We start from the raw sequence: 19,332 nt of genomic DNA, 5'->3' as shown, positions 1-19,332 counted from the left end.
GTTGCCTATTCCACTTGCGGCAGGGCTTTCACGTGCGCCCGCACCGCCACGCCGGCTATTGTCATCTCCTGGTCGTCGGCAAGCAGCTTGATGCCCTTCATGTCGTAGAAGAGCCCATGAGGTGAGATCGCCTTCACGCCCATCTCCTTGCCGTCAGCGGCCATCGCCTTGATGTCGTAGATGTTGCCCAGGCGGCGCACGGCCTTCACATCCAGCTTGCTTCCGTCCGCCGTAATGGCCTTGATATCGTAGATGGTTCCGTCCTTGGCCACCGCCTTCACGGGCGAGAGCTTGTCGTCGCTCACGAGCACTTTCACGGCCACTTCCTGTCCATTGATCAGCGCCTTGATGTCGAGGATGGTGACATCGCCATTGGCCGGGTAGGCCTTCACGTCGTGCAGCGTTCCCGACTTGTCAACGGCTTTGATGCCGAGGACATGCCCATCGGGCTGAACGCACTTCACGTTCCAAATGGGATCGTTGTCGTGGTCGGTGCCGTGCACCACGGCCTTCACGTGCGCCCGCACCTTTACGCCGTTCACCATCATCGCTTCCGCGTCAGCACCGAGGCTCACGCCTTTGATGTCGCGCATCTGACCTCCGGTGCTTATGGCCTTGATACCATAGAGCGCCCGGTCGGGACCAATGGCCTTGATATGCACCAGATGGCCGGCCGTGGCCACACCCTTCACATCCAGCTTGTTGCCGTCGGCATCCAGTGCCTTGATATCAAGAAGGGACCCGTCGGCAGCGATCGCCTTCACCGGCATCATGGCATCATCGCTCGCGATCACCTTGACGGGGAACTGTGCAGTACCGTCCATGGCCTTCACGTCCATTACGTGCGTGTCGCCGTTCTCCAGGGCTTTCACGTCGTACTGCTTGCCCGACTTGTCAAAGGCCTTCACATCGAGCGTGGTGCCCGTGGGCATCACCGCCTTGATGTTCCAAACGACCGGTGATGATCCTTGGGAGCAAGCAACCATAACGGCGAACAGGGAAAGTGAGGACCAGATCGTACGAAGCGACTGCATGGCTCAGGGGTTTGCGTCGAAAGTAGGCGGGGCAACCATTGGTACCATCCTCGCCCGCATCATGCCTGCCGTGCACCGCACGATGTATGCAACGTTCTGCACACCTTCGCCACCATGACCACACGATACTTGTTCACCGGTGCCTTTCTGGCGGCCCTCGCCCCCGCCCTTGCCCAGCCCAACTTGGACAGTCTTGATGCCTATATCGCCAACGCGGTCAAGGCCCTCGACCAGCCCGGGCTTTCCGTCGGCATAGTAAAGGACGGAAAGCTGATCTGGAGCAAGGGTTACGGCAAGCTGGACCTGGCCGAACCCGAGCCGGTGACGCCGAACAGCATCTTCTACTGCGCCAGCATCAGCAAGGCCTTCACCGCCTGCGCGGTGGGCTTGCTTGTGGATGAGGGCAAAGTGAAGTGGGACGACCCCGTGCGGAAGCACCTACCTGAGTTCGCGACACCGGACCCGGCAGTGACGGAGAAATTCATGGTGAAGGACCTGCTCTGCCACCGCAGTGGATGGATCACCTTCGACGGAGACCTGCTCTGGTACGGCACCAATTACACGCAAAAGGAGATCCTTGCACGGCATGCGCAAGAACCGTTCTCCCTGCCCTTCCGCGACGAGTTCGGGTACAGCAATCTGATGTTCATCGCTGCGGCGCAGCTGATCGAACGCGTGAGCGGGATGACGTGGGACCAGTTCATCACCACCCGCATCTTCAAGCCGTTGGGCATGGACCGCAGCCGGGTGGAAACAGCCGATCTGGCCGGAATGACGGATGTGGCGATGCCGCATGTGCGCAAAGGCCAGGACCCTGCTGCACCGCAGAAGAGCATGCCCTACCAGGCCTTGCGTGGCGCCGATGGTGCGTGCGGCGTGCTCAGCACCGTTACGGACCTGGCCAAGTGGGACGCCATGTGGATGAGCGAAGGCCAGCACAACGGCAAGCCCTTCATCAGCGCGGAGACGTTCAACGCGCTCACGAGCATCCACTTGCCCATGGGCGGTCGACGCGATGGCGCTGCGCTAGGATGGTTCGTGGAGGAGAACAACGGCGAAACCGTGATCACGCACAGCGGTGGCATGCCGGGGTTCATCCTCAACCACGCGGTGGTGCCCGAAAAGGACCTCGCGGTGATCGCACTGGGGAACGGTGAGAGCTACAGTGTTTTCGCGGTGACGAACGAGATCCTGGACCTCTACTTGGGCGATGGCAAGGCCGACCCCGTGGCCGAAATGCTGCCGCGGCTCGCCAAGCGGGCTGAACGTGAAGCCAAACGCCGCAAGGAGCGCACCGATGCGCACGTGCTGAAGACCAAACCGTCCCTGCCGCAGGCTTCCTTCGCAGGAACCTACACGGACAAGATCTACGGTGATGCCACCATCGGCGAGAAGAACGGCAAGCTGGTGCTGTCCTTCGGACCAGCGCCCGAACTGTTCACGGGCAACCTTGAGCATTGGCACTACGACACGTTCCAGTGGAACCATGCCGATCCTTTCCTTGAACCCGGCTACATCACGTTCAGCTTCGATGGCAACCACCGCGTGACGGGTTTCAAGGTCGAGCTGCACAGCCCCGATTTCCACTTCCACAAGCTCGACTTCCCCAAGCAGTAAGCCGATGCATTCGTTCCACGTACCCGACCTGAACGCCGGGACCGTTGTGCTGCCGGAGGAGGAAGCGCACCACGCCGTGAACGTCCTGCGCCTGAAGCCCGGCACCACCGTGCTGCTGCTCAACGGTCGGGGCGCTGCGGCCGTTGCGACGATGGAACAAGTGGACAAGAAGGCCTGCACAGCCCTTTGCTCCGCTATCACGGAACACGCACCGGAACGCTTGGGCCGCATCCACATTGCTTGTGCACCTACCAAGAACATCGACCGGTTCGAGTGGATGCTGGAAAAATGCACGGAGATCGGCGTGGACCGCATCACGCCGCTCATCACCGAACGCACCGAGCGCACGCACCTGCGCCACGACCGGTCGCTGAAAGTGCTGGTGAGCGCCATGAAACAGAGCCAGCGCGCCTGGCTGCCCATGTTGGATGGGCCCACGACGATCGATCAGCTGTTGAAAGCACCACTTCCCGCACAGCGGTTTTTCGGATGGTGCGAAGCCGAGCGCGAACCGCTTGTGAACGCCTTCCGGAGCAAGGCGGACGTGATCATGCTGATAGGGCCCGAAGGCGATTTCACGCCCCAGGAAGCAGACACTTTGCGCATTGCAGGGTTCGTCGCCACGGGTTTGGGCAACGCACGATTCAGGACCGAAACCGCCGCCATCGTGGCCTGCGCCACCTTCAACATGCGGCAAGCGATGTGATGTGGCCGTGGGCCCGATCACCGTTCATCTCACAGGCATGCGTCGGGTACGAATGGTGAGCGGCAGGCTTGTACATTGGCCGTTCGATCACACGCCCATGAACCACCGTACGCTCCTTTCCACCAGCTCCGTGTTGTTTGCGTTGACCTTGGCCGCGCAAACACTTCAACCTGTGCCCGACACGCCGCAGCAGCGGAAAGCCCGCTCCGCAGCGCTATCCCATAGCGGCGATCGAGCCGTGATCTGGCAAGAGGATTTCGCCAGTGGGTTACCTGCCGGATGGACCCTGCAGGACGCCAGTGGCTTATGCCCATGGCGCCACTCCTTTCATGGCAGTGCGGGCTTTTTCGCCGGGGCCGGCGACAGTATCGTCAGCGCCACCTCCGCGAACGGCTTCCTCCTTTGCGATGCCGATTCGGCCAACAACGTGAACTTCGGGCAGCCATCCGGTACCACCTACCAGTACCTCGATACCTACTTCACAACGGGTGCCGTCGACCTCACTGGCCACCCTGATGTGAAACTCGAGTTCACGCAGTACTTCCGCTACAACAACGCACCCACCTTGGACGTGATGGTGAGCAACGATAGCGTAAGCTGGACCACATGGAACGTGAAAGGCACCGTGGTGGCCAACTCGGCCAGCCCGAACAACATGCCGGTGAGCCTCAACATCAGTGCGGTTGCCGGTAACCAGCCCACGGTGTACATCAAGATCGGTTGGAACGCCAGGGTCTACTTCTGGATGATCGATGACATCGCCATCGTGGATGCCCCGCAGCACGATCTACGGTTCAACGAAACGATGTACGACGAATGGTTCTTCGATACGGCACCCGATTTCGGCGATCTGCAGTTCTCCATTTACCCTTCAACGCAAGTGCGCCCGCTGACCTTCAAAGGCCATGTATCCAATGAAGGTGCCCAGGACCAGACCAATACCACCATGACCGTCACCGTGACGGATGGTAACGGCAACCCTGTCTACAGCACTTCCAGCACCGGCATCACCTTGGCCAGCGGGGATCGCGACAGCCTCTACGCAGCCGCTTGGACACCGGGCACCTTGGCCGAGGACTATACCGTGGCCTTCGGGCTCACCGCCGATAGCACCGACCTGGTGCCCGCCGATAACAGCGATACCCTCACCTTCGCTGTGAGCCCGTTCACCTTCGCACGCGATCGCAATGCACTGACAGGGCGCGACGACAACGCGGGCGAAGCCTATGAACTGGGCAACTGGTTCAACATGGTGAACGATGGCGATGTGCTTTACGCCGTGGACGTGGCCGTGGATGATGATACCCCGGTCGGCCTGCCGATCTATGGAGCCGTTTACGATGCGAACCGCGACCTGCTAGCCATGACCGATGAAGACGAGGTGGTCGCTGCTGACCTCAACGCCCCAGGCGGCAATACTTTCAAGAGCCTTGTCTTCGATCCACCTGTTGACCTGTTCGCCGGTGACTATTTGGTGACGGTGGGCCATTATGGCGGCCAGGACAACTTGTGGACCGGCCTTAGCGGTACCAGCCTGCCCCAGACCTCCTTGCTCTATGACTCGCCAACCACGACCTGGTTCTACGTTACCGCCACGCCCATGGTGCGCATGAACTTGAACCCGTTCCTCGGGGCGCCCGAAGCCCAGGGCACTGCAACGGGGTTAACGGTCTTCCCATCGCCCGCCGACCATGCAGCCCGTTTCACCTTCTCAATGCAGGATGCGTCGGACGTGCAATTGATCATGCACGACGCTGCCGGCCGCGAGGTTGCCCGCCAGGGCGTTGGGAAGCGAGGCCCCGGAATGCACACGGTGGAACTGTCCACGGCACAGCTGTCCGATGGCCTGTATGCCTGCACCTTGCTCACCCACGATGGACCACGCACCGTGCGCTTGCAGGTAACCCATCGGTGACCGGGTGCGATAAACACGCAGGCCCCGCACCATGTGCGGGGCCTGCGCATTCGTGAACGTTCCTTACTTCGGCCGGTTCTTCGCGGATCATGTCCACCTTTGCCCGCACCTGCGATCGTCCATGCGAATTCCGCTGTCCTTCCTCCTTATTTTCCTCAGTTCCATCGCACTCGGCCAGGCCACGTACCGGCTGGCCGTGCTCAAATACAACGGTGGCGGCGACTGGTACGGCAACCCTACAGCGGTACCCAACCTGGTGAAGTTCTGCAACACGAAAGGCGGCATGAGCATCGGCACTGAGGTGGCCACGGTGGAGGTGGGCAGCCCGGACCTGTTCTCCTATCCGTTCATCCACATGACGGGTCACGGCAACGTGGTCTTCAGCCAACAGGAGGCTGACAACCTCCGCAACTACCTCATCGGCGGCGGGTTCTTGCACATCAGCGACAACTACGGCTTGGACAAGTTCATTCGGCCCATGTTGAAGCGGGTGTTCCCGGAATTGGAACTGATGGAGCTGCCGTTCTCACATCCCGTTTACCACCAGTTGTTCGACTTCGAGCGGGGCCTTCCCAAAGTGCATGAGCACGATGGCGCCCCGCCGCGCGGATACGGCCTGTTCTGGGAAGGACGATTGGTGCTGTTCTACGACTTCGAGTGCGACCTCGGCGACGGTTGGGAAGACCCGGACGTGCACGGCGACAGCGAGGCCAACCGCACGCGCGCTCTGCAGATGGGCTGCAACCTGGTGCAGTTCGCGTTCAGCGGGGCCGATGAGCAGTAAGCTACGGCACTTGTTCCGTGCGCACGTTCGTGGGTAGCGTGCCGCCGATGTTCACCAGGATGGGATCGCGATCGTTGCCGGTGCCGGTGTACTTCACAACACCATCGAGGTTCACATCCTCCGCCCGGTACTGACCGGTCAGCGTGTTCGTGGGGACAGTGCCGCCCACTGCGACCAATACGGGATCCCGATCGTTGCCACTGCCGGTGTACTTGAGCTGATGATCACCGTTGACATCGCCGGCCCACATGACGGTGACTGCTCCGATGAGCTTTTGGGCGCCTGTCCCGAACGTCGCGGTTGGTGGTTTGCTGAAGTCGATCAACGTTGCCGTGGCGGAAAGTTGAACAGGAGATGCGCTCATCACACCGAGATGATTGCGGTGCCGCACAACAACGTGGTAGTTGCCCGGTGGAGCATCCAGCTGGATCTCCGGGCTGGTGGTCGATGCGTCAAGGATGAGGCCCGTTCGGTCAACCAATGCGTGACGCACTGCGACCAATACCTCAGGGGCCAGTGCTTGTCTGAGTTCGATGCGCACCCAGTCCACGATGGCTCCACCACCGGTGATCGAGAGCGTAGTGGCCGAGGTGGATTCGCCGGGTCCCATCGCAGGATAGCCGAGGGCGGTGTAAGGCTCATCCAGCGGTACCAGTCCGGCTGCGCGAAGCGCGTCGTTCATCAGGGTGGTGCCGGGATCCCACGGCCCTTCCAACAAGGCGACCCCTTGGATCCTCACCTTCACGTTGGTGCCGTCGCTACGCGCGTGGCCATCTCCTGCACCACCATTGAAGATACCCGCCGTATTGATCGCCAGGATGGATGCGCCGCGCGCATATCCGTCCGCTGCTCCACCCGAGAAGATGCCAGAGCTGTTCGCAGGCTGCACATGGCCCGCACCCGCATATCCATCGGCCACACCACCGGACCAGATGCCCGGTGAAGAGATCAGCGGCGCGAACCCGGAACGTGCGTAGCCGTCCGCCATACCACCTGAAAAGATCCCGGATGTGGTGATCGCTTGTGCGGAGCCGGAGGCCGTATGCCCGTCGCCGATGCCGCCCTGGAAGATGGCATTGCTCTGGGCTTGGACCGATGCCGCGATTATGAACGCGTATCCGATCACCAAACCATGGATCCCTGCTTGTTCGTTCCGCATATCCGTTCAGGTCAGGTCCTCATCATGGAAAACGGCACAACCTCGCGCCTTTTCCAGCAGTGGACAAGGCATTCACAGCGGAATGTCGATCGGACACCCGGAGCCTCACGGCAAGGTCGCCGGTGCCACCACCGCGCACCGCCAATGGCAACCCGGATGTTGGCCACCCTGCCACCGTTGCTGCGCCCGAAGCATCCAAGGTCCCATCTCCGCTAGCACCGGTGAAGGCCCTTCCCTGCGGGGTGCCCACATTGATCACCATCTCCGGCAGGTTCCCCGAAAGCTCCATCGCACCGTAGTACCCGGCACCAGCTGCGGCACGATCCGGGTTGGTCAGACTTCCAGCGAAGATGCCCACTCGCGCCGGGCGGTTCGGGGTGATGAAAATGGAGTAGTTCGCATTCCCTTCAGTGCCGACGGCGTTCACGGTCTCGTTCGCCGTGCCGGCATCGAACACCCCGTACACCGGGGTTGTTCGCAAGCTGGTGCTTCCCCATGCGTACTCATCCTCCACCACGGGCCGGTTGCCCCTGCAGCCCTTCTCGAATTCCAGTTCGGTCATGGGCCGCAGTGCAGCCCAGTCGGCGTAGGCCAATAGATCCGTGCCGCGCATGCTGGCCGCCCGTTCCGGTGCACTGGTCACGTACAGCTCTGGTGGCGTCCCCGAATCGTCGATGGTGTTCCCCAATGTTCCCGTGGTGTTGGGGAAGCGATTGTTGGCTTGGGCCGGGGTCAGCATGTTCAGGAAATCCACGTACTGTCCTTCGCTGCATTCATACTTCATCATGAAGAACGCGTTGAAGCCTTTGGGAAAGCCGGCTGGCAAGGTCTGGTTCACGGTCGTACTGAAATCATCATCGGCACCGCTTCCGGAATCAACGTTGTTCCGGTTCCCCAAGCTGGTCGACAAGAATCCACCGAGGTTCAACGCGGCCTCGGAGGTGAAGATGAACGGATCATTGGAATTCCCGGCACCGAAATGGCGCTGGAAATCGGACGTCGCTCCGTCGCCGGCGGCGAAGGAACCCTGCGGCACACGCACCATTTCGATGGCGAAAACGCGGACCTCGATGGGGTCGTTGTCGCCGACACCGGTGCCGCTGTAATTCCACCGGAGCTGCGAATTGGTCAGGGACATGGTGCCGATCCCATCAATACCACGGTGGATGAACACCCCGCGTTGATCGCTCGCAACGGTGGCCAGAGCACTGACGATGTGCCCGCTGGGGCTCAGCGTGGCATGGCGCCAATCGGTATTGGGGCCGAAGCGGTATTTGATGAAGACCCACGCCGCATCGTAGTTGGATTCACCCGAACTGGTGCGCCAACTGTTGTCCCAGCTGAGATCGAAGGCCACCTGCCAAGTGTCCGTGGCGGGGTTCTGTCCATTGAGCGACACATTGCTCACCTGGATGTTGTTGGACCATAACGCGGCGGAGACCAGGTTGATGGCCAGGAAAGCGGGAATGCGGAACGGGGACATGTGCATGGGGATTGATGAACTCGGGGCAAAACTGCCGGTAGGCCGCTGGCCCCACAATGGACAAACCATGGCTCGAACAGGACGGATCGCGGTTATCGCGCAAGGGCTCGGCACCTCGCGTGCTCAATTGGTGCTCCGCGCCAATTCCAGCCAATCGGCACCGTTCCAGATCAGGGTGAGCGAGTCGCCGGGGTTCATGGCATGATCCCCGTTCATGATCGTATTGTTGTTGTCGGTGATCGTGAATCCGAACAAGGGCCCCGGCGACGTGCACTCGATCACCAGCACCTGCCCCGTGGCCAACCCATTGCTCAGGTTGATGGTGGCACTGGCGATGGTGGCCCCGGAGTTGAGCCGTAGGTAGCTGGTGTTGCCGACTACAACTGCATTCGCACCGGTGGCGATGTTCACGTTGGCCGGCCGGCGGATGGTGAGGCCGCCGTTCACATCCAATGTGGTGAGCGGCACCGTGACCCCGATGCCCACATTCGTGCTTGCCGTGGCGCCGTTCACGCCGTTGATGCTCCCGAGCACCATGCTATTGCTGGCAGCCACTTCCGCGCGGTCGCCGATGGCGGTGGCATTGGTCAATGCGGCATTGGCCACATCGGCGAGGTTGCCGAGCAGTGTGTTCCCCGCACCCGTGTTGTTGCTGAAGCCCGCGGAACGACCGATGAAGGTGTTTCCTCCGCCCGTGGTGGTGCTTTGGCCGGTGGTGGCACCAACGAACGTGTTGTCGCCAGCGTTCGATCCCAGACCTGCTCCACCCCCGATGTAAGTATTACCGCTTCCGCTGGAGATCTGACTTCCGGCGCCATGGCCGAGCGCTGTGTTCGTAGCACCCGTGGTGTGCGCCGCACCTGCCGAATTACCGATGAAGGTGTTGAAAGGCCCCGTACCGTTCGTGCCCGGATCGAATCCAAGTGCCAGCGTACCCAGCGTGCTTTGTGGGATCTGACCGCCGTTCTGGTTGTTCGCTCGAAAACGCAGCGGTTGCCCATCGGTGGTACCCACGAAATCCGTTGCCGGGTTGGTACCCGCATTGCCGCCCAAGCCCCAGGCATTGGCGCTCGCATTCTGCCACGTGGCCGTTCCGTTCGCATCGCTGGTGAGCACGCGCCCGGCGGCCTCGTTGCCGTCCACCATGCGGATGTTGCCCACCACATGCAAGCGATCGAGCGGGTTGTTGGTGTTGATGCCCACGTTGCCCCCGCTGCGGATCGTCATGCGCTGCACTTCGTTGTCCGTTTCGAAGTTGATGCGGCTGGGTACGTGCGTTACAACGGGTGCCGCTTCCGCTACCACACGGATACCGGCAGCGGGCAGGAAGCTGGCCGCGCCGTAGCCCACGGTGGCCCAGCGCCCCATGTTCTCACCGGCCACCACCGATGTGGGTGCGGCCAGCGTACCGTTGGACTTGGCCGAAACGAAGGCCGCGCTGGAAGCGGGGTTGTTGTGCGAGGCTTGGAAGATGATGTTATCGTCCGCCGTGTTCGCGCTGGCTACCCACAACTTGGGCAGCCCGATGGATGGCACGTTCGCTACGGCCGTGCCACCCGTACCGATCTCCACCCGGCCTGCCGTGTTCAACCGGATCATCTCCGTGTTGTTCGCGCGCAGCACCAGGTGCTGGTTGTCCGCAGTGCCAAGAAAGTTGGTGGCCGGGTTCGTTCCGGTGTTGCCGGCCAATCCCCATGCCTGGGCGCTGGCATTCTGCCACGTGGCTGTTCCGTTCACATCGCTGGTGAGCACACGACCAGCCGCTTGGTTGCCGTCCACCATGCGGATGTTGCCCACCACATGCAAACGATCCGCTGGCGCAGGTGTTCCGATCCCCACGTTCACATCGGCCAAAGCACCGTTCACGCCATTGATGCTGCCGAGCACGATGGCATGGTTCACGTTCACCTGTGCGTTCGCGCCGATGGCTGTGGCATTGACCAGTGCCGGTGCACCCACATCAGCGTTGCTTCCGATCACGATATTGGCGTTGCCGCCCACGTTCGAGTTGCCCGCACCCAAGCCCATGAACACGTTCATGCTGCCTGTGGTGTTCGCGTTTCCGGCCGCGCTACCGATGAACAGGTTGGAACCGCCCGTGGTGTTGGTGGAACCGGCATTGGACCCGAGCAGGGTGTTCTGTGATCCGGTCATGTTCAACCCCGCGTTCTGCCCAACACAGGTATTCCCCGATCCGGTGGTGGTGCTGGCCCCGGCCGATCGCCCAACGAAGACGTTCAACGAACCCGTGGTGGCCGCCGCGCCCGCACCGGAACCGATGAACGTGTTGTTCGACCCGGTGCTGACCTGGCCTGCTGATAGACCGAATGAAACCGATCCTGTCGTGGTGGCACCCAACGAGCCCGCATGTACACCGTTCACCTTGAATTGCAGTGGCTGTGCATCAGCCGTACCGATGTAGTTGATGGCCGGGTCCGTTCCCGCATTGCCAAGCAAACTCCAATCGTTGTTCCCGGTCGGCAGCGCCTGCCATGTGGCTCTTCCATTGGCATCGCTCGTAAGCACCCGCCCAGTTGCCTGGTTGCCGTCAACCATGCGGATGTTGCCCACCACATGCAGACGATCGGCCGGTGTGGTGGTGCCAATGCCCACGTTGGTGCTGAAGGCAGCGCCGTTGGTGCCGGCGATGCTCCCAAGCACCAACGAGTTGTTCGCATCCACTTGCGCTCGGAAACCGAACGCGCTCGCATTGAACAATGCGTTGGACCCTACATCCGAGTTCTCGCCGACCAGGGTGATCTGCGAGCCGGTCACGTTCGTGTTGCCCGCGGACATACCCACCATCACATTGGCGTTCCCGGTGGTGTTCGCCAAGCCGGCATCCCGGCCGAGGAACGTGTTGGTAGTACCCGTGGTGGTGTTCTGGCCCGAATTGCAGCCTACCATGGTGTTATTGCTGGCACTGAACGAGGTGCCCGCACCGCTACCGATGATCACGTTGGCGATCCCCCCTGTGTTCGCGGTACCGGCCAGGTGGCCGATCATGGTATTCCCCGCGCCACTGGTGGCAGAGCCCGCGCCGCCACCGATGAAGGTGTTCTGTAACCCGGCAGACCCGGTATTGATGCCGTAAGCTATCGTCTGATTGTTCGCCGTACCCAGCGCCCCCGCGAACACATTGTTCACCCGGAACCGCAACCCCTGATTGTCCGTGGTGCCCACGAAGTTGGCGGCCGGGTTGGTGCCCGCATTGCCACTAAGTCCCCAACCGGCAGCCACACTGATAGGCACCCACGCCGTGCCGTTGAAGTAGAAGAAGTTGTTCACTGTGGTATTGAACACGAGCAGGCTGGTGGCCGGGGCCACGATGGCGTTCATCTCGGCGGCGGTCATGCGCGGGATGAGCAACCCTCGTTTGGTGCCGCCCAGGGCGCTCACGTCAATGTCAAGAAGCGCGCTGGCATGCGGCGAGGATCCATCGGTATTGATGCCGATGTTCTGGGCGCTGGACAGCATAGGAAGCAACAACACTGCCGCCAGCAAGCTGAACGATGTGGCGCGGGACGGATCGGACGGATGGTTCACGGGGCAAAACTCCCTTCCGCCCCACCCCTCCTCAATGGACAAACCGTGGTTCGAACAGGACAAATCGCGGTCGGCCGCTGGGATCAATCCACTTCCGGGAACTCGGTGCGCACGCGCGCTCGGTAGTCCGCTGGCGTCAGGCCCTCGTTCTTCTTGAACCACCGCGTGAAATACGCAGGGTCCTGCATGCCCAATGCGAAGCCCGCTTCCTTGACGCTCATACCGCTATGCAATAACAGCCGTTTCGCCTCCAACATGGAACGTGCCTGAATGTAGCCGCTCGCATTCGTTCCCAATCGCTCCTTCACCTTCTCGTTCAAGTAGCCGGGTGTTACGCTCAGTTGGTCGGCATAGTCGCTCACCTGCTTCAGTTCCTTGAACTGCTTCTCCACCAGCTGCTTGAATTTCCCCACGATATCGAACGGATCCCTGGTCCCCGATCGATCCAACCTCGCGGTCCATTGTCCGCATTTGGTCAAGGCGATACCGAGGTAGTTCTCCAGCACCCGATCGTAGCCCTCCTCCTGCGCTTCGAGTTCGCGTTCGATGGCATCGGCCAGGTCACACATGATCTTCAGCCGCTCCACGGACAGGGGTGCGGTGGGGTGATCGCCCATGGCATCGTACAGGCGGCGCATGTCCTTGAACCGCTGGGTATCGGCCACCGCAGCAGGCTCGAACAGGATCACGAACCCGACCGTATCCGCACTGCGCACCAAATGGTGTACCTGGCCCGCTTCCACTACATGCATGCAGGGGCCTACGAACGGATAAAGCTTCAGGTCGATCATGTGCGTGCCGGTTCCCTTGGCGAACACGAAGATCTCGTAGTGGTCGTGGCGGTGCACGCTGTTGCGCACTTCCTCCGGCATGGGCACGATGCGTTCGAAGGTCACCGTGCGATGACCATGGCCTTCCAGGTGATGGACCGGGATGTTCTCGTGCTCCTGCTGGGCCATGCCGCAAGTTGATCCAAAAGCCATGGGGATCCAGGAACCGGCCCGGACAGGTCAGGGGTTCAGCTTCACCACCCGCTTGCGCGCCTTCATGTTCAACAGCTCCACACCGAAGCTGAAGGCCATGGCCACGTACGCATACCCCTTGGGGATCTCGCTGTGGTGCACGGGATGCAGCCCTTCGAAGAAGAGCATGAAGCCCACCATGACCAAGAAGCTGAGCGCAAGCATCTTCAAGGCCGGGTGCTTCTCGATGAAGCCGCTGATCGCATTGGCGAAGAAGAACATCACCACCATGGCAATGATCACGGCGATGATCATCACCTCGATGTGGTCGGCCAGGCCAATGGCCGTTACGATGCTGTCGAAGCTGAACACGGCATCGATGAGGACGATCTGCAGGATGAGCGCGGCGAAACCCTTGCTGGCACTGGCGGGCTTGGCTTCCTCATGACCGCCTTCCAGCTTGTGGTGGATCTCTTTCACCGCTTTGTAGAGCAGGAAAAGACCGCCGAAGAACATGATGCAATTGTGCAGGTTGAAGCCGTAGCCAAAGACCTTGAAAAGCTCTTCCTCGCCGTTCTTCACCAGCCAACCCAGGCCGAGAAGCAACGCGCTGCGCATCAATATGCCGAGCACCATCCACAGGCGACGAGCGCGCAACCGTTTCTCCTCCGGAATGCGCCCCAGGATGATGGAAACGAAGATGACGTTATCGATACCCAGCACGATCTCCAACGTGGTGAGCGTGAGCAGGCTGATGAGGGCGTCGAGCGTGAGCAAGTGTTCCATGGCGGCGAAGATGCAGCGCCGCACCGGACCACATGGACGCAACCCTTCCCGGCGGCCCCCGTCTTGGATGCAGACGCCCCTGATCTCTGCCATGCGCTCCCCTGCAACCACCCTGCATCAACCCGGTCGCAACAAGCTCATCAACCTGGCCCTTCGGCTCTCCCTTCTGCTCGCCGTAGCCCTGCTTTCGCTCGGGCTCACGCTCTGAACCGGGCTGGTCCCTGTCCGCTCCTTCCCTCTTCGCTACCGTTCCTGAAGCACGCCCTCGGCCACATGTCGAACGGCCCCGCTCGTGCGTTCATGGCTCCAAACCCCGGAAGCCATGACAACCGCGCTGATCCTCTTTCTCATCATCCTGTTCTGCTCCCTGCTGCTGGCCGACTTCAGCTGGAGCAACGTGCTCAGCACCGACCGCAATGAGGTGGTTTTCGCCGGGCGCAACCACGAGTACGGAGCGTATCGCATCCGGCAGGAGCACCACCGGGTGATGGTGCTGGCCATGGTATTCGGCTTCGGTGTGATCGGCGCAGCGACCGTGCTCCCCAGCATGCTCGGAACTACCACCTACTCCTTTGTCCCGCCAATCAACTCGAAAGGTGTGGAGGTAGTGCTCCCGCCTGTTGATCCGCCCACAGGAGTTGTTCCACCAACGCCCCCACCACCCACTGCTCCTGTCCCACCATCGGGTGGCGCGTCTCCCGATGTCGCAGTGGTAGCTGTTGATTCATTGCCGGCGGAGCGTACCGATACCAACTCACTGGCGTCCGGTCCAGGCGCCGGAGTGCCTGCGGATAGCGTGGGAGGTACCGCGCCGTTCGTACCTAACGGCGGCGGCACAGGCGTCACAGGTTCAGCAGAAGGACCGCGGTACAAGCGCATTTGGGAACTTGACAAGGAACCTGAATTCCCAGGAGGCGAGGCCGGTCTCAAGAAATTCCTGGATCGAACATTGGTTTACCCTGAGCTCAGCCAACTGCTGGAACACCATGGTACGGTCTGGGTGGAATTCGTTGTGGACAAGGACGGTAGCGTAGTAGGCATACGTGTGGCGAAAGGAGTTACGAAAGAACTCGACGCCGAGGCGGTACGGGCGGTCAAGCGAATGCCCAAGTGGAAGCCGGGCATCATTGATGATGAACCGGTGCCGGTTCTCTACCAACAAAAGTTCACGTTCGAGCTCGAGCCTAGATAGAACTCCACCGCAAGTCACGTGAGCGCGGCCCGCAAGGCCGCGCTCACGGCGTTCGCATGGCAGTACACCATGGCGTGCGCTCCACCGCGCACCACGTGGTCGGGCTTGAGCTGCTGGATGGGCATCAGGCGGTCCTTGTCGCCGTGGATACGGACCACCGGGCCCTTCCATCGTGAACCGGGCCAGCGGAAGATGGCAGAAAGCCCCCGCCTGATCTGCTCCGGGCCTTCGCGCAAGGCCATGTCGCGCAGCAACTGTGCCGTGCGCCCGTCCTGGCCGGTGAGGAACCGCTTCACCGGCCAACTGGCCTTCATGCTCGCAGCGGTGATGGCCCGCTGCACACCGATGGCAGCACCGAAACGCACGAAGCGCGGCCACTCCTGCGGGCCGGTCCATGTGCTGATGAGAATGACCTTCACCGGGTTGGTGATGAGCGCGAGTTCCTGCGCCACCATACCGCCCATGCTCACACCAACCAGGATGTGCGGCTCATCGCGGTCCACTTGCGGAGCCATGTCCTTGGCGATCTCCTCCAACGTTGTCCCGCGCCGGAACCTTGGCCAGTCGAGCTTCATCACATCCAGACCGCTGAGGTCGAGACGATCGAAGAGGTGGTGATCCGTGGCGATGCCCGGCAGCAGATAGACCTTCATCGTCACACCGCGCGCACGAAGGCCGTCGAGCTTTCCATCAGGTCGTGCATCACCACATCGTTCTCGACGTAGGGCACAACTTTGCGGAAACTCGCATGCAGTTCCTCCAAGGCTTGCGAACTGCGCAGCGGACGGCGGAAGTCGAGCGCTTGTGCGGCGTTCATGAGTTCGATGGCCAGGATGCGTTCCACATCATGCAGCACATCCCAGCACTTGATGGCGGCGGCGGCACCCATGCTCACATGGTCCTCCTGTCCGTTGCTGCTGTCGATCGTATCGACGCTGTTGGGCATGCACCGCGCCTTGTTCGCGCTCACCAGTGATGCAGCAGTGTACTGCGGGATCATGAAGCCGCTGTTGAGGCCGGGCTTCGCCACGAGGAAGGCCGGTAGACCGCGCTGCCCACTGATCAGCTTGTAGGTGCGGCGCTCGCTGATGCTGCCCAACTCGGCCAGCGCAATGCTGAGGAAATCGAGCGCGAGGGCCACGGGTTGTCCGTGGAAGTTGCCCGCACTGATGATCAGGTTCTCGTCGGGGAACACCGTGGGGTTGTCGGTGACCGCAGCGAGTTCACGTTCCGTGATCTGTTCAACGAACGCGATGGCGTCACGACTGGCGCCATGCACCTGCGGAATGCAGCGGAAGCTGTACGGGTCCTGAACGTGCTTCTTCGCCTGAGCGGCAATGGCGCTGCCCGCCAGGATCTGCCGCATGTGCGCAGCCACCGCGATCTGACCGGGGTGGCGCCGCACCTCGTGCACGCTGCTGTGGAAGGGCTCCGTACGTCCGTCGAAGGCATCGAGCGACAGCGCGGCAATGTTGTCGGCGCGGTCAGCGAGGCGTTGCGCGCGAGCGAGGATCAGCGCCAGATGCGCGCTCATGAACTGCGTGCCGTTCAGCAACGCCAGGCCTTCCTTCGGGCCGAGCGTCAACGGCTCCCAGCCCATGATGCCGATGGCCGTGGAGGCCGCCATGCGTTTGCCGCCGCTCACCACTTCGCCCAGGCCGAGCAGGGGCAGTGCGAGATGGGCCAATGGGGCCAAGTCGCCCGAGGCGCCGAGCGAACCGCGCTCGTATACCACCGGCAGTACGCCCATGTTATGCATGTCGATGTAGCGCTGAACGGTGGCAGGCGCAACACCGCTGTGCCCGAAGGCCATGTTCTGCACCTTCAGCACCAGCATGGCCCGCACGCGATCGGCGCACACGGGTGCGCCGCTGCCGCACGCATGGCTCATCACCAGGTTCTTCTGCAGCTGGCTCAGGTCGTTCTTGTCGATGCGCGTGTCGGCCAGCGCGCCGAAGCCCGTGTTCACGCCGTAGATGGCATCGTTGCTGCTGGCCAGCTTGTCGCTGAGCCAGCGATGGCTCTTCTCCACTGCGGCTTGCGCATCGAGAGCAAGGGCGATGTGCCGGCGCTCGCGCACGATGGCGTCGAGTTCAGCGATGGTGATGCCGCGGGTGGTGATCTGATAAGGGGTTGCCATGGGATCTCAGAGGTGTCGACCCAGTGGGTCGACGGTACGGGTGCGTTGAACGATCATGCGAGCAGGGCCAGTAGATCTTCCTGCTTCACGGCTTTCTGTTCACCGGTCTTCATGTCCTTCACGGTGACGATGCCCTGCTTCATCTCGTTCTCGCCGATGATGGCCACGAAGGGGATGCTCTTGTCGTCGGCGTACTTGAACTGCTTGGCCATCTTCACGGCATCGGGGTACAGCTCGGCGCTGATGCCCGCTTCCCTGACCTGTCGCAGCAGCTTGAGGCAGTGCATGGCTTCGTTGTCGCCGAAGTTGGCGAAGAGCACGCGCGTGCTGGCGCCGAGGTCCGCCGGGAACTTGCCGGTCTCCAGCAGCACATCGTAGATCCTGTCCGCTCCGAAGCTGATCCCCACGCCGCTCATGCCCTTCAGGCCGAACACGCCCGTGAGATCATCGTAACGTCCACCACCGCAGATGCTGCTCTGCAAGGTTCCCTCCAAGGCTTTCACCTCGAAGATGGCACCGGTGTAGTAGTCGAGGCCGCGGGCGAGGGAAAGGTCATGGGTAAAGGCAAAAGGCATAGTCCTTCCGGCGTTCAGCCCATGAGTTAGCCCGTTCATCATTGCATCCACCTCATCCAAGCCAAGCAAACCCACATCAACTGAAGCATCAGCGAATTGCTTCCTCAGACTCAAGCGCGAGTCAATCCCACCCTTCTCCATGGCTTCAAGGAAAACCATCGTTCGATCCATGACCGACGCTGTAAAGTCCTTTCTCGCAAGTTCAGCCATCACAGTTGGCGCCCCCCCCTTGTCGTACTTGTCCAAACAGACAACGAATTCAACAAGGCGATCCTTGACACCGAACAACTCCGCCAGGCCGGAAAGCACCTTGCGATTGTTGACCTTCACTTCGACATTGAGTCCGAGGAGGAAGAACACCTCTGAAATGATCAGCAACAGGTCCACCTCGTTCAGCAGGCTCTTGCTGCCGATCATATCGGCATCGCACTGGTAGAACTCGCGGTAGCGGCCCTTCTGAGGGCGGTCGGCGCGCCACACGGTTTGGATCTGATAACGCTTGAAGGGGAAGGCCAATTCGCTTTGGTGCTGCACCACATAGCGCGCGAACGGAACCGTAAGGTCGTAGCGGAGGGCTTTCTCGCTGAGCTGTGTTGCCAACTTTCCCGGATGCACATCCTCCCCTTGCGCCAGCTTCTCTTTCACCTCCGGCGATACCTCCTTCCACGCATCGCCGCTGTTCAGGATCTTGAAGATCAACCGATCTCCCTCCTCGCCGTACTTGCCGGTGAGGGTCTCCAGGTTCTCCATGGCGGGGGTTTCCAGCGGCAGGAAACCGTACTTCTGGAAGACCTTCTCGATGATGCTGAAGATGTACTTGCGCCGCAGCATCTCCTGCGGTCCGAAATCGCGTGTGCCCTTGGGCGTTGAAGGCTTGTTTGCCATTGCGGCCGCGAAAGTAGCCGGGGCCATGCCAGCCGTCGTGAGCATCTTCGCCCCATGACCAGTCCCGACTTCTCCCCCACGCCCAGCAGCATCATTACGGTCCGGTTCCAGGACTGCGACCCGTTCAACCACTTGAACAACGGCCGTTACGTGGACTACTTCCTCAACGCCCGCGAGGACCATCTGCTGGACCACTACGGGCTGGACATTTACCGTGTGGCACGCGAAACCGGCTTGAGCTGGGTGGTGAGCACCAGCCAGATCGCCTACCTGCGCCCGGCCTTCCTCATGGAGAAGGTGCTGGTGGAAACGCAGCTCATCGCGCACGGCCGCAAGCATGTGCAGGTGGAGATGCGCATGTGGAGCGCTGACGGCAAAGAGCTGAAGGCGTTCTGCTGGATGGGTTTCGTGCACTACGACATCCGGAAGAACGCCTCCGTGGAGCACAGCGCGGACTACATCGCCTTGTTCAACCGCGTGCACGCGCCCGTGACGGAGCAGCGTTTCGAGGAACGCCTCGCAGCTTTGAAAGGCTGAAAAACAACGGG

15 protein-coding genes are annotated in these 19,332 nt (G+C 61.3%); 6 read left to right on the top strand and 9 right to left on the bottom strand.

The window, feature by feature from the left end; genetic code table 11:
- Window positions 1-5 precede the first annotated feature (5 nt).
- Window positions 6-1,034, bottom strand: coding sequence for a hypothetical protein (locus IPJ76_15655; GenBank protein QQR86022.1), 1,029 nt, complete (start codon window positions 1,032-1,034; stop codon window positions 6-8).
- A gap of 114 nt (window positions 1,035-1,148) precedes the next feature.
- On the opposite strand from IPJ76_15655, the gene IPJ76_15650 reads away from it, so the two are divergent.
- The 4 genes from IPJ76_15650 to IPJ76_15635 all read left to right on the top strand — a co-directional run bounded on the left by IPJ76_15650 (window position 1,149) and on the right by IPJ76_15635 (window position 6,056).
- Entirely contained in the window at window positions 1,149-2,651 is a 1,503-nt protein-coding gene (locus tag IPJ76_15650; GenBank protein ID QQR86021.1) for a serine hydrolase, read from the top strand.
- Window positions 2,652-2,655: 4 nt separating this feature from the next.
- On the top strand, window positions 2,656-3,357 hold the full coding sequence (locus IPJ76_15645) for a 16S rRNA (uracil(1498)-N(3))-methyltransferase (protein QQR86020.1): 702 nt from the start codon (window positions 2,656-2,658) through the stop codon (window positions 3,355-3,357).
- Window positions 3,358-3,454: 97 nt separating this feature from the next.
- Window positions 3,455-5,272 (top strand): hypothetical protein, encoded by a 1,818-nt coding sequence (locus IPJ76_15640; protein QQR86019.1) that lies wholly within the window; start codon window positions 3,455-3,457, stop codon window positions 5,270-5,272.
- A 121-nt stretch (window positions 5,273-5,393) separates the two neighbouring features.
- Complete coding sequence (locus IPJ76_15635; GenBank protein ID QQR86018.1) at window positions 5,394-6,056, top strand: DUF4159 domain-containing protein; 663 nt, start codon at window positions 5,394-5,396, stop codon at window positions 6,054-6,056.
- A gap of 1 nt (window position 6,057) precedes the next feature.
- Here IPJ76_15635 and IPJ76_15630 read toward each other — a convergent pair whose 3' ends face one another.
- From IPJ76_15630 to IPJ76_15610, 5 genes are all read right to left on the bottom strand, one after another.
- Complete coding sequence (locus tag IPJ76_15630; GenBank protein QQR86017.1) at window positions 6,058-7,215, bottom strand: hypothetical protein; 1,158 nt, start codon at window positions 7,213-7,215, stop codon at window positions 6,058-6,060.
- Window positions 7,216-7,237: 22 nt separating this feature from the next.
- Window positions 7,238-8,704, bottom strand: a complete 1,467-nt coding sequence (locus tag IPJ76_15625) for a hypothetical protein (GenBank protein ID QQR86016.1) — start codon at window positions 8,702-8,704, stop codon at window positions 7,238-7,240.
- A 117-nt stretch (window positions 8,705-8,821) separates the two neighbouring features.
- A complete protein-coding gene (locus IPJ76_15620; GenBank protein QQR86015.1) occupies window positions 8,822-12,175 on the bottom strand; it encodes a hypothetical protein in 3,354 nt (1,117 codons plus the stop codon).
- Between the two features lie 152 nt (window positions 12,176-12,327).
- Window positions 12,328-13,203, bottom strand: coding sequence for a helix-turn-helix domain-containing protein (locus IPJ76_15615; GenBank protein ID QQR86014.1), 876 nt, complete (start codon window positions 13,201-13,203; stop codon window positions 12,328-12,330).
- 51 nt (window positions 13,204-13,254) lie between these two features.
- Window positions 13,255-13,992 carry a TerC family protein gene (locus tag IPJ76_15610; protein ID QQR86013.1) on the bottom strand — a complete coding sequence of 246 codons (738 nt, stop codon included), beginning with the start codon at window positions 13,990-13,992 and terminating at the stop codon, window positions 13,255-13,257.
- Between the two features lie 322 nt (window positions 13,993-14,314).
- On the opposite strand from IPJ76_15610, the gene IPJ76_15605 reads away from it, so the two are divergent.
- Entirely contained in the window at window positions 14,315-15,184 is an 870-nt protein-coding gene (locus IPJ76_15605) for an energy transducer TonB (protein ID QQR86012.1), read from the top strand.
- Between the two features lie 14 nt (window positions 15,185-15,198).
- On the opposite strand, the gene IPJ76_15600 is transcribed toward IPJ76_15605, so the two are convergent.
- From IPJ76_15600 to IPJ76_15590, 3 genes are read right to left on the bottom strand one after another with little or no spacing between them, the layout of a single operon-like run.
- Window positions 15,199-15,837 carry an alpha/beta fold hydrolase gene (locus IPJ76_15600; GenBank protein QQR86011.1) on the bottom strand — a complete coding sequence of 213 codons (639 nt, stop codon included), beginning with the start codon at window positions 15,835-15,837 and terminating at the stop codon, window positions 15,199-15,201.
- Between the two features lie 2 nt (window positions 15,838-15,839).
- Window positions 15,840-17,324, bottom strand: coding sequence for a histidine ammonia-lyase (gene hutH, locus IPJ76_15595; protein QQR86010.1), 1,485 nt, complete (start codon window positions 17,322-17,324; stop codon window positions 15,840-15,842).
- 53 nt (window positions 17,325-17,377) lie between these two features.
- Window positions 17,378-18,784: a histidine--tRNA ligase gene (locus IPJ76_15590; protein ID QQR86009.1), complete on the bottom strand. Its 1,407-nt coding sequence runs from the start codon at window positions 18,782-18,784 to the stop codon at window positions 17,378-17,380.
- A gap of 54 nt (window positions 18,785-18,838) precedes the next feature.
- On the opposite strand from IPJ76_15590, the gene IPJ76_15585 reads away from it, so the two are divergent.
- A complete protein-coding gene (locus IPJ76_15585) occupies window positions 18,839-19,321 on the top strand; it encodes an acyl-CoA thioesterase (GenBank protein QQR86008.1) in 483 nt (160 codons plus the stop codon).
- The last annotated feature ends 11 nt before the right edge of the window (window positions 19,322-19,332 follow it).

The organism is Flavobacteriales bacterium (genome assembly GCA_016699575.1).
Lineage (GTDB): Bacteria > Bacteroidota > Bacteroidia > Flavobacteriales_F > PHOS-HE28 > PHOS-HE28.
This window is presented reverse-complemented; position numbering and strand designations above follow the sequence as displayed.